9 protein-coding genes are annotated in these 12012 nt (G+C 67.6%); all 9 read left to right on the plus strand.

The genetic code is table 11. The features are described from left to right. Nucleotides 1-507: 507 nt before the first annotated feature. Nucleotides 508-1842 carry a glycosyltransferase gene (locus QR77_RS37850; RefSeq protein ID WP_160310996.1) on the plus strand — a complete coding sequence of 445 codons (1335 nt, stop codon included), beginning with the start codon at nt 508-510 and terminating at the stop codon, nt 1840-1842. Nucleotides 1843-2726: 884 nt separating this feature from the next. Further along, entirely contained in the window at nt 2727-3749 is a 1023-nt protein-coding gene (locus tag QR77_RS37855) for a hypothetical protein (protein WP_052489370.1), read from the plus strand. Between the two features lie 48 nt (nt 3750-3797). Next, on the plus strand, nt 3798-4574 hold the full coding sequence (locus tag QR77_RS37860) for a phosphosulfolactate synthase (protein WP_040026493.1): 777 nt from the start codon (nt 3798-3800) through the stop codon (nt 4572-4574). 32 nt (nt 4575-4606) lie between these two features. Next, a complete protein-coding gene (locus QR77_RS37865) occupies nt 4607-4852 on the plus strand; it encodes an acyl carrier protein (RefSeq protein ID WP_040026495.1) in 246 nt (81 codons plus the stop codon). A 23-nt stretch (nt 4853-4875) separates the two neighbouring features. Next, nucleotides 4876-6111 (plus strand): beta-ketoacyl-[acyl-carrier-protein] synthase family protein, encoded by a 1236-nt coding sequence (locus QR77_RS37870; protein ID WP_040026496.1) that lies wholly within the window; start codon nt 4876-4878, stop codon nt 6109-6111. A gap of 234 nt (nt 6112-6345) precedes the next feature. Continuing rightward, the gene (locus tag QR77_RS37875) at nt 6346-7464 is read left to right on the plus strand and encodes a beta-ketoacyl synthase N-terminal-like domain-containing protein (protein ID WP_040026497.1); all 1119 of its coding nucleotides are present in this window, start codon (nt 6346-6348) and stop codon (nt 7462-7464) included. 42 nt (nt 7465-7506) lie between these two features. Next, on the plus strand, nt 7507-7725 hold the full coding sequence (locus tag QR77_RS37880) for an MbtH family protein (RefSeq protein ID WP_040026498.1): 219 nt from the start codon (nt 7507-7509) through the stop codon (nt 7723-7725). 117 nt (nt 7726-7842) lie between these two features. Further along, nucleotides 7843-8826, plus strand: a complete 984-nt coding sequence (locus QR77_RS37885) for a methyltransferase (protein WP_052489371.1) — start codon at nt 7843-7845, stop codon at nt 8824-8826. A gap of 78 nt (nt 8827-8904) precedes the next feature. Beyond that, nucleotides 8905-12012, plus strand: a 3108-nt coding sequence (locus QR77_RS47180) for an amino acid adenylation domain-containing protein (RefSeq protein WP_269084370.1), incomplete at its 3' end; no start/stop codon positions are given.

The following is a 12012-nucleotide window of genomic DNA, read 5'->3' on the forward strand; positions in this document are numbered from 1 at the left end:
TCGGGGAACGCGGCGCCGGATCCGGACGGCGCGGCGGAGGCGGCGGAGGACGCGGCGGCCGGGCTGACAGCGGCGGCGGACAGCGCGGCGGTGCCCGTTACTGCCGCGGCGCCGCCGAGGACGCTGCGACGGCTGGGGCCTCGCGTGTGGTGTGGTGTGACGGTGTGCGAGCCGTCGTCCTTTCGGTGGCGCGTTGTGCACGGGTGGAGCTGTCGCTGATCGCCGCGCGGTGTCGAACGGCATGCGCCGGACAGTCAAGAGCGTGCCTGAGCAAGGGAGTTGTGTGAGTACGTGTCCATGCCGCTCTCGCCGCAGTGCCTGTAAGATCCAGGAGTTCCCGCCGATTCGCGGGGCCGGGCTTCCTGGTTGGCGGACCCCTCGACCGCGTGCCCGTGTGCACGTTCGCCCGTCCGTCCGCGCAGGTCGGTCGCGGCCATGAGCCGCTTTTCTTCTCTGCTTTGCTCCGCTTTCGGTAGTGATCCTGTGCTGTGTCGGAAAGGAATGGAATTGAAGGCTCTCGTATATGTGACGGACGGCAGTCGTGGTGACATACAGCCATATCTGGCATTGGCCCACGCCCTGAACCGGGCGGGTCACACCGCCGTACTCGCGGGTCCCCGCCTTTACCAGTCGTTCGCGGCTGAGTACGAAGTCGCTTTCGCGCCGCTGAACGACGAACTCGTCCAGCTCCAGTCAAGCCCGGACATCCGGGGCCTGTACCTGCACAACGACGACCCGGAGGCGCGCCGGCGCCTCCGGGAAGCCATGACGGCGCTCTTCCCCAAGGTGTTCCCGCTTCTGCTCAGGGGGATGTGGGAGGCGGCGTCCGACGGCGCGGATGTGGTCGTGTACTCCCCGTCCTCCCGGCAGGTGGCGCCCCAGATCGCCGAACGGCTCGGCGTGCCGCATGTCCTGGCCTCCCTCTACCCGCACCACGTCACATCACGCGAGTACTCCGCAGGACCCGGCCTGCGGCCCACCGAGACAAATCTGGAGGACCACGCGCGGGTCAACAGGCCTCTCCCGCCGCCGTTGTCCGACTGGGTGTCGACCTGGCGCTCCGATGTGCTGGGCCTGCAACCCCGCGACGGCTCCACGGACTTCAGGACCGACGCCGACGGCAACCCGACACCCGTTCTCCACTCCTTCAGCCCGCATGTGCTGAAGCCTGCATCCGACTGGCCCGAGTGGGTGCACACCACGGGCTTCTGGACATTGTCCCGGCGCCCGGACTGGCAGCCTCCGGCCGAGCTGGTGCGGTTCCTCGCGAACGGCAGGAAGCCCATCTCCATCGGTTTCGGCAGCATGTTCGGAGGCGACCCCGAAGCCACCGGAGCGCTCGTCGCCGAAGCGGTACGGAAGGCGGGGGAGCGGGCGGTCGTGGTCGAGGGGTGGGGCGGTGTGAAGATCCGCGGAGCCGAGGACATCCTGGTGGTGAAGGACGTTCCGTACGACTGGCTCTTCCCGCAGGTCCGCGCCGCGGTGCACGCGGGAGGCGTCGGCACCTTCAACGCCGCTCTGGTGGCCGGCGTCCCCCAGGTGGCCTGCCCGTTCCACAACGAGCAGCAGATGTGGGCGGACCACGTCCACGGACTCGGAGTGGCAACCGCGCCACTGAAGTTCCGTGAACTCACAGCAGAGGCCCTGGCCGCTGCCGTCGTCACGGCGACGACCGATGAGCGTATCGGTCTGACGGCCCAGCAGTTCGCGGAGAAACTGGGCGCCGAGAACGGCGTCGAGGAGGCCGTGCGGGTGCTGGAACGTGTACATACCAGCAGTGGGAGAGTGTCCTCAGCGGTGGGAGAGTGTCCTCGTAAATCGTCCGAGTCCATGAATGACTGAAATTTGGTCGTTGGGCTGCTTTATCGGGCACGTGCCCGTTCGACGGTCTTGGGCAGTCGTATTGGCTCGCCGCACCAGGCGATCGACCGAGGGCCATCCATTTTCCGTTGCCTTCATCGCTCACCTCGCCTAGGATCTTGAACAGTTCGTTCGGTTGTAACACCAGACAGGCTGGCCTATCACGGGGGTGAATGGCGTGTTTCGTCGCTGTGTAGGCATCAGCGCGTCTCTTTGTGCGGCATTAGACGGGGGGTGTCTCCCCATTGCGGGCGGCGCCCGGCCGCAGTGTCGATGTACGTCCATCCGCCGTGGTGGTAGACGTGTGCACTGATCGCGTCACTGTCACTTCCCGGTGGATTCGACACGCCGAGCGATGTCATGACCCACGTATGCGCCTTGCGTGCCTGCCGCATGTATGTCTGCCACATGCCGGCGGTGCTAGGAGCTTTTACCGCCGACGGGCCCGCCGACTGCCCCGAAGAGTCGAGCTTTCCACCGTCCGGAATCCCGGCCTCCAGGGCCGCGTGAGCCGGCGTTGCCTCTCCAGGACGGACGATGTAGCACCGGAAATGGAGGCTCCGCGTCCCCGTCCGAGCGGCATCGAATCAGTGGGTCGGTCAGACCTCGGAGAACGGGTCATGCCCGCGATCCGGACCGGCGTCCGACGGGTCGGGAAATACCCGCCACGGCCCCTCCGGGCAGCCTTCCCGTCCCATGTTTTCCCTGATGGCCACTTCTCTTTGACGGAACACGAGAGACAAGTGGCACACGCGGCGATCCGTACCGTCCGCCGGTTGTCCCGCGACACAGTGCCGAGAGACCTTGACCCGGTTCCGGCACAGTGAATTGAGCAGGTTGTCCAACGGAAACGGATCCATGGGGGAATGTTGAAAACGGTGGACTCCACCAAGAGTGACTCTCTGCTGTACTTGTCGGCCGCCGATGTCGAACGGGCCATCGGCGAGGACCACGCCATCTTCGTGGAAGCGCTGGAGGCCGCGCTGCGCGCACAGGCCGCCGGGGACGTGGTGCAGCCGCTCAAGCCGTATCTGCGGCGGCCGGAACGGCCCCACCCGACCGATCGCATCATCGCGATGCCCGCCTATGTCGGAGGTGACGTCCGGCTCTCCGGAATGAAGTGGATCGGCAGCGCACACGACAACCAGCGGACGCGCGGCCTCCCGAGGGCCTCCGCTGTCATCGTGCTCAACGACGCGGACAGCGCCTATCCCCTTGCCCTCATGGACGGCTCCGTCGTGAGCGCCTGGCGCACCGCGGCGGTCTCCGCCCTGGCTTGCAGGTTCCTGGCACCAGCAGGGCGGCGCCTCGCCGTCCTGGGAACGGGCCTGCTGGCCCGGACCCACCTGTCCCTGCTCCGCGCGTCGTGGGGGCGACCCGACGGTGTCGACGTCTACGACATCGCACCGGGGCACGGAGAGGCGTTCGCCCGGTGGGCCGAGGAGAAGCACGATCTGACGGTGACGGTCCACGACGACCCGGCCGCCTGCCTGCGCGACGCCGATGTGGTCCTCGCGGTCACCACAGCGCCGGAGTCATGGATTCCGGCCGAGTGGGTACCTCGCGGGTCCCTCTTCCTGAACATCTCCCTCGCAGATCCGATGCCGGACGTCGTACTCACCAGCGACAAGATCGTCGTCGACTGCTACGAGCAGGTGATGCGGCCGGGGAAGCTGCTGCACAGCATGGCCGAGCAAGGCACTTTCGGCCCCAACCGCTGCCATGCCGATCTCTCGGACCTGGTCACCGGATCCCGCCCGGGACGGGAGACGCCGGAGGAGACCATTTTCTTCAATCCCGTCGGGCAAGCCATCGGAGACATCGCGTGCGCCGCCGCCGTCTACCGGCGGGCGCTCGGACAGGGCGTCGGCATTCACCTGGAGAGGTAGTCCCTTTCAGTGACGGAAAGTACATCAGTGTCCGAAAGGAACAACGCGGTGTCCCCCCAACGGGATTTCCTGGAGTCTCTGGGCGTTGTCCGGCGAAACCCCCGGACATATCCCTTCGACCCCGGCTACGACGTGGCGACGGTGACGAGTCACATCAGGCAGAGCCATGCCCTGATGGCGGGATTCAAACTCTCCATGGCGACCTGGCTCCTCATCGAGGACGACAGCCTGCGCAAGAAGATCAGCGCCGCGAGAGATCACGGCTTGGCGGTGACAGTCGGCGGCGGGATGTTCGAGATAGCCGCGGATCAGGGTCATCTCGACGAGTACCTCGACCTGTGCCGCCGGCTGGGCGTGACCGGAATTGAAGCGGGCCAGGGATTCACCAGTTCCGACCCCCACCCGGGGCGCGTGATGGAAGCCGCGACCGCACGCGGTCTCACCGTCATCTATGAGATAGGCGGCAAGCACGACGGCCCCTTTGACGAGGCGACGACCAAGGAGCTTGTCGCGCTCGGTGGGCAGTGGCTCAACGAAGGTGCCACACATCTGGTGGTGGAAGGGAGAGAGAACGCCGCAGACGTGGGTCTCTTTGACGCCGACGGCCATCTCAACGGAACTCTCGCCGACTCCCTCGCCGACGAATTCGGCCTGGACCGCCTGATCTTCGAAGCGCCGACCAAGCCCAGTCAGTTCGCACTGCTCGACCATTTCGGCCCCGGCGTGGCCTTGGGGAACGTACGGCTGGAAGAGCTGCTGAGAGTGGAAACATACCGGCACGGTCTGCACAGCGACGCCTACAAGAGCGCCTTCCACGGCACGTGACGTGACCGGGGACCGTAAGAGAAGGAGAGACAGTGCTTCCTGCCGAGCGTGAGGCCAGAGTTCGTGAAATCATCTGCAGGGTCCTCGAATTGGACGACAGCGAGCTGACGCTCGACGGTCGGTTCGGGGACGACTACGGCGCCGACTCCCTGAACGCGATCGAAATCCTGATCGACATCGAAACGGACCTGGGTGTGGAAATCGATCGAGGGGTCGTGGAACGCATGGTCGACCTGCGGTCGATACTCGAGATTCTGGAAGCGGCCACAGCGAGGTGAACACGGTCACGGGGGAAACTGCAATGGACGAACGCCGGCGGGTGGTCATCACCGGCATCGGCGTCCTGTCCAGCATCGGCAACGGCGTCGACCGCTTCACCGAAGCGCTACGGGCCGGCCGTGCGGGAACGGCGGAGATCGAACAGCCCGACACCGAGGGCTTCCCACACCGACGCGGCCACCAGGTACGGGACTTCACCCCCGAGGCCTGGGTGCGGCACCTGCCGCTCGAAGACGTGGGAAGAGCGGCCCAGTTCGCCATCGCGACGACCCGCATGGCTCTGGCGGACGCGGGACTCGACCCGGCCGAGTTGGCGGCACGCAGGGGCGTCGTCAGCGTCGGCACGACGGACGGCGGAGTGCCCGACCTGGACCGCATTGTCGAGGCCGTCCTGCCCGGCGGTTTGGAGGACATGCCGGCCCGGATGGCGCGCAGGGTGTCCGCCGCCCAGCTCTCGACGCAGGTGGCACGCGACCTGCGGCTCGGCGCCGTCGAGGCGACGACCATCGCCACGGCGTGCGCGGCCGGCAACTACGCCATCGGCAACGGCTTCGACGCGGTCAGGTCCGGCGAGTGCGACTACGCCCTGGTCGGCGGAGCGGACGCACTGTGCAGGAAGACACTCGTCACCTTCACCAGGCTCGGTCTGGTAGCCAGGGAGGAGTGCCGCCCGTTCGACTCCGAACGCGACGGCATGCTGCTCGGTGAGGGGGCGGGCATGCTCGTCCTGGAGGACGCGCGGTCCGCCCTGGCCCGGGGAGCGCAGGTGTACGCGGAAGTGCTCGGCTACGGCCTGAACTGCGACGCCCACCACCCCGTGGCGCCCGAACGGAGCGGCGTGGCCCGATGCATGCGACTCGCCCTCGACGACGCCGCTGTCAAGCCCGAGGACGTGGACCTCGTCGTCGCCCACGGCACCGGTACGCAGATGAACGACGTCACCGAAGCCCAGGCCCTGCGCGACGTGTTCGGCGACGGGATCCCACGCACCACGGCGATCAAGTCCATGATCGGACACACCATGGGCGCGGCCAGCGCCCTCGGGGCGGTGGCAGGCGCCCTCGCCATCCGCCGCGGGTTCATTCCGCCCACGGCCAATCACCGGCGGACGGACCCCGAATGCCCCGTCGACTGCGTGCCCAACCACGCGGTCGGGAGTGAGGTGCGCATCGTGCAGAACAACGCGATGGCGTTCGGCGGGAACAACGCCGTTGTCGTCCTCGGCAGACACCACGGGCAGGGAGTGTCTCAGAAGTAGCGTCGCCGACCCGCAGGGCGGGGAGCACGGCGTCCGGTGCGTGTGATCGCGACGCGGACCACCGTGCCCGTACGCGACGCAGGCTACGCAGACGACGTACGCGGATGGTTCCCGCAACGCGGCGAGGGCGCGTGCCAAGCCGCCCCCGTGGGCCGGACGGGACATCTGAGACCCGTCCGGCGGTTTGAGGAACACCCAGCACCGCCATGACATCGATCTCGGAGAGGAGCCGCAGTGTCCACCACCACCGCTGACCGGACGAGGGGTCCGGTCATCACCGCCTGGTCGGCGGTCTCGCCCTTCGGCGTGGGACGCGAGGCCTTCGAACAAGGACTGCTGTCCGGACAGGGGACCGCCCAGCGTCCGGACACCACGCGCTGGGGCGTCGTCGCCGACACACACGTCCACGTGGTCCCGGGCTTCGAGGTGCGGGAGGTCCTGGGCAAGGCCGGTACCAGAGGGCTCGACCGGGCCACCGGCCTGACGATCACCGCGGTACGGGACCTGCTGGGACGCGCGCCCGACCTCGCCGCCGACCAGGGCCTGACCACCGCACTGGTGCTGGGTACCACGACCCACAGCGCGAAGGGGTACGCGGACGTCACGCGTGCTTCCTTCGAGGGCCGCCGCCCTCAGGACGTACCGACCGTGGCCCTGCCCAGCATGGCCATGAACAGGGCCACCTCCGCCGGCGCCATCTGGCACGGCTTCCGGGGACCCAACAGCACCATCGCCGCAGGGCGCGCGTCCGGCCTGATGTCCCTCGGCTACGGCCGACGGCTGCTGGCCGCGCGCCGCGCCGACCACGTGGTGGTCGGCGGCACCGAGGAGTACTCCCAGGCCCGTTCCTGGATCGAGTACCACCGGCGGCCCGTGAACTCCGACCACGGGGGACTGGGGGAAGGCAGCGCCGTCCTGCTGCTGGAACGACCGGAGTCGGTGCCCGGCGGACGTACGGTCCTCGCCGAGGTCCTTTCGGTCACCTCGCGCGTCGACGTGGAAGGCGACCCCGTGACCGCCCTCCACGCCTGTCTCTCCGCTTCCCTGACGGACGCCGGGGTATCGCCGCCGGATGTGTGGGCGGCGATGTCGACCGGCTGCGGCGGGACAGCGGAGTCGGAGGAGAACCGGCTGTTGATAGACATCTTCGGTGGGCAGGCCCTCTCCCGGCCCGACATCGCCACACTGATCGGAGACACCTCAGCGGCGGCCTCCGTCTTCCAGATCGCCGCACTGCTGAGCACGGCAGGGAGCACCGCCGCCGACCGCGACCGCGTCGCCCTCGTCACCGCCACCGATCCCGACGGGGGAGTGGCCAGTGCCGTGCTCCGTCTCCCCCGTTCGGCTCGATGAACAACCCACGGAAACACTCGTGAAAAGGAAAGGAACCGCGTCATGACCAACCCGTTCGAGGACCCCGAGGGCACCTACGTCGTTCTCACCAATGACGAGGGACAGCACTCCCTCTGGCCTGCCTTCGCCGAAGTGCCGGCCGGCTGGACCATCGTTCACGACAAGGACAACCGCCAGGCCTGTCTCGACTACATCAACGAGAACTGGGTGGACATGCGCCCGAAGAGCCTGGTGGACGCCATGGGCGAAGACCATTCCTGAACACGCCTCCTGACCTGACCGTGTGACGGCGCGAACGAAAGGCCTACCTGGGTGAGTACGGACAGAGAGCACGTCATTTCCACCGCTACTGACCCAGCGGTCCGTGACTTCCTTCGCATGGCCGACGACAGCATTGTCGCCGTCCTGCCGTACGCCCTGTCCGTGGCAGCACGGCTCGCGATCGCGGACGAATGCGCGGACTCCGCGAGAAACGTCAAGGATCTGGCCCGGGTGCTCAATGTGGCACCCGGGGCACTTGAGCGACTCCTGCGGGCGCTCGCCGGCTGCGGCTTCTTCAGTGAGGACGACGAAGGACGGTTCGCCCTCACCGAGCTGGGTCAGCTGCTGCTGAGCGACTCCCCGGTCTCCATGCGCGAAACCCTCAGCAACATCGACTCCTACCGGGCCTGGCTCGGCGCGGTCGAGACCATCTCCACCGGCCGGCCCGCCTTCGACACCGAGTTCGGAACGAAGTTCTTCGCCCACAAGGAGGGCGACGACCAGGTCGGGGCCGCCTTCGACCAGCGCATGCAGGAGCGGGCGAGCCGTCTCTACGGCGGCCTCGCCACGCTTTCGACCTGGCAGGGCGTGCACCGCGTACTCGACGTCGGCGGCGGCAAGGGCGCGGTCCTGACCTCCGTCCTCCGAGCCAATCCGCACCTCGACGGGATCCTCTTCGACCGCCCCGCCGTCCTGGAGAGAACGGAGAAAACAGGCTTTCTGACCCCGCTACGAGACCGTTGCACCACGGCCTCGGGTGACTTCTTCCAGGAACTCCCCACCGGCGCTGACGCACATCTCCTGTGCAGTGTGCTGCACGACTGGGACGACCACGAAGCAATCGAAATCCTCAGCAGAAGCCGGGAAGCACTGGCCGCCGAAGGCCGGGTACTGATCTGCGAAATGATCCTTCCCGAGTCGGGCGACCCGCACCCGGCACGCTGGAGCGACCTGGGAATGATGGTCGTACTGGGCGGCCGGGAACGCACCCTCGCCCAATACCGCACGCTGCTCCGGCCCGCGGGCCTGGAAATGTCGAACGTCACCGCACTGACCGGGTCGTACTTCAGTGTGATCGAGGCGCGCGCCGTCCAAGCCTGATGTGCGAGGCCTCATCCGCCGCCCATTCCAGACAGTAGCTTTCAGAGCAAGGTGATTAAGGTGTCCGAGGGTCAGTGCGTGCACAGGGGATTGTCCGCTGCTCAGGCAGGTATCTGGTTCGGTCATCAGATGGACCCTTCGGGCCACGCCTACAACATCGCCGAATACGTGGAATTCCACGGGGAGATCGACCGAGTTCTGCTCCAGAAGGCCTACGCGCAGACGTTCGACGAGTGTGAGGCGCTCAGCCTGCGGTTCAGAGACCTGGACGACGGGGTACGCCAGACCGTCGTCCCCGGCACCGTCCCGAGCATCCAGTTCGTCGATCTGTCCGGCGAACCCGAACCCGAGGCCGCGGCCAAGACCTGGATGCACACCGACCTGTTCCGGCAGGTCGACCTGATCACCGATCCGCTCTCGGCCTTCGCGCTGATCGAGATATCGAGCAAGCACTACTTCTGGTACGTCCGGTTCCACCACATCCTCATCGACGGCTACGCCGCAACCCTGTTCCAGCGGCGCCTGGGCGAGCTGTACACGGCCCTCCAGGACGGCACTTCCACGGCGGCCGTGACGCCGAGCCCGAAGAGCCTCGACCCGCTCTTCGAGGAGAACGAGAAGTACCTCGCCTCACCCAGATACGCCACCGACCGCGCGTACTGGCTGGACAAGTTCGCCGATCGCCCGCACCCGACCACCCTTGCCTCACGCGAGCCCCGGATCAACGGCCGGTTCACCCGCGTGTCCACGGCACTGGGCGGCGGCGACCGCGACACACTGGACGACCTGGCGCACGCCAACCGCACCACCCGCTCGGTCATATTGACAGCAGCGGCCTTCGTCTACCTCAACCGTATGACGGGCGAACAGGACGTCGTCATCGGACTGCCGGTCATGGGACGGAAGTCGGCCCAGTCCAGGCGTACCCCCGCCATGGTCTCCGACGTACTGCCCCTGCGCCTGCGCGTGTCCGGCGAGGACTCCTTCACCGACCTGCTGAAACGGGCCACCACCGAGGTCAACGACGCTCTCAAGCACCAGCGTTACCGCTCCGAGGACCTGATCCGCGAGATCCGCGCGGGAAACCGGACCCAGCGTATCTGGAACGTGGTCGTCAACATCATGTCCTTCAACGACGGGATCAACCTCGGCGACCTCCACGGCGTACCGCACAACCTCTCCAACGGCCCCGTGGCGGACCTCAGCGTCGCCGTCCGCGAGACCCTCGGCAGCCCGGGCCTGACCATCGACTTCGACGGGAATTCCGAGCTGTACGACCGCGCGGAACTGACCGGACACCAGGCCCGGTTCCGCCACCTGCTGAACCAACTGACCGCGAACCCCGAGGCGGCCCTGCGCCACGCCGACCTGGTCGGCCCCGACGAGCGCGAACGCATCCTCGTACGCTGGAATGACACCGACGTCGACTATCCGCGGAACTCCGCTGTCCACGAACTCTTCGAGGCACAGGCGGCGCGGACCCCCGACGCCGTGGCCGTCACCGGCGACGACACCGTCCTGACCTACGCGGAGCTGAACGCCCGGGCCGACCGACTCGCCCGTCACCTGCTCCGCGCCGGTGTGGGCACCGAGAGCCGGGTCGCGGTCCTCCAGGAGCGCTCCGTGGGCGTCGTGGTGTCGTCCCTGGCGGTACTGAAGGCCGGCGGCGTCTACGTCCCCATCCACCCCAACCAGCCCGCCACTCGCTCCGAGTTCATCCTGCGCGACACCTCGGCGATGGCACTGCTCACCGACCGCGATCCCGGGGACATCCCCTTCACGGTCGGTGTCTCGCGGATCCGGGTGTCCCGTGGGGGCGAGGTGGCCGAGCCGGCCGATTCCGAGCCCGAGTCCGACCCGGGTTCCGATTCCGGCAACGGTCCGGCGGACGCTCCGGCCGTCACGGTCGATTCCCAGCAGTTGGTGTACGTGATGTACACCTCCGGCTCGACGGGGACGCCCAAGGGAGTCGCCAACACTCACCGCAATGTGGTCCATCTGGCCGCGGACAGGTACTGGCGCTCGGGCCGGCACGAGCGTGTGCTCATGCACTCCCCGTACGCGTTCGACGCGTCCACCTTCGAGATCTGGACGCCGCTGCTGACGGGCGGGCGCGTAGTGGTGGCCCCGGCCGGCCCGCTCGACGCCGTCGACCTCGCCGCCGTGATCACCGAGCAGGAAGTGACCGGTCTCTTCGTGAGCGCCGGTCTGTTCAGGGTGCTCGCCGAGGAACACCCCGCCTGCTTCCGCGGCGTACGGGAAATCTGGGCCGGCGGCGACGTGGTGTCACCCGCTGCCGTACGCCGGGTCCTCCAGGCATGCCCGGGCACGGTCGTGGCCAACGAATACGGACCGACGGAAACCACCGTATTCTCCGCCGTCAATCCGTTCCGCGACGCCCAACGGGTTCCGGAGAACACCGTACCCATCGGACGTCCCCTGTGGAACACACAGCTGTACGTCCTTGACGACACGCTGTCCCCTGTCCCCCCGGGCGTGAGCGGCGAGCTGTACATCGCCGGTGACGGCCTCGCGCGCGGCTATCTGAACCGAGCTGAACTGACCGCGAACCGCTTCGTCGCCAACCCCTTCGGTAAGCCCGGTGAGCGGATGTACCGCACGGGAGACGTGGTCCGCTGGCTGACCGACGGCACGATGGACTTCGTCGGGCGAGTCGACGGCCAGGTGAAGGTACGGGGCTTCCGCATCGAGCCCGGCGAGGTCGAGGCCGTGCTCACCGGGCACACCCGGGTGGGCGAAGCCGCGGTGATCCTCCGTGAGGACACACCCGGCGACAAGCGGCTCACGGCGTACGTGGTGCCCGGGGCGGGCACCGTCGCCGCACATCTGGGCACGTCCACACTGCGTGGCTACGTCGCGGAGCGGCTGCCGGATTACATGGTCCCCTCGGCGTTCGTGGTGCTGGAGAGGCTGCCACTCACCGGGAACGGGAAGCTGGACCGGGGTGCGTTGCCTGTTCCTGACTTCGCCTCGAACGCGCCCGGTCGGGCGCCGAGGTCCGCACGGGAGCAAGTCCTGTGCGGTCTGTTCGCCGAGCTGCTGGGGGTGGCGTCGGTGTCGATCGACGACAACTTCTTCGAGCTGGGCGGGCATTCGCTGTTGGCGACGCGGCTGGTGAGTCGTGTGCGGTCGGCACTGGGCGTGGAGGTCGGTATCAGGGCCCTC

It is taken from the genome of Streptomyces sp. 150FB (assembly GCF_000818195.1).
Classification (GTDB): domain Bacteria; phylum Actinomycetota; class Actinomycetes; order Streptomycetales; family Streptomycetaceae; genus Streptomyces.

Coding starts and splice junctions, on each gene's coding strand:
- QR77_RS37855 (WP_052489370.1), top strand. CDS start 2,727: ATGTTGAAAACGGTGGACTCCACCAAGAGTGACTCTCTGCTGTACTTG.
- QR77_RS37870 (WP_040026496.1), top strand. CDS start 4,876: ATGGACGAACGCCGGCGGGTGGTCATCACCGGCATCGGCGTCCTGTCC.
- QR77_RS37880 (WP_040026498.1), top strand. CDS start 7,507: ATGACCAACCCGTTCGAGGACCCCGAGGGCACCTACGTCGTTCTCACC.
- QR77_RS37885 (WP_052489371.1), top strand. CDS start 7,843: ATGGCCGACGACAGCATTGTCGCCGTCCTGCCGTACGCCCTGTCCGTG.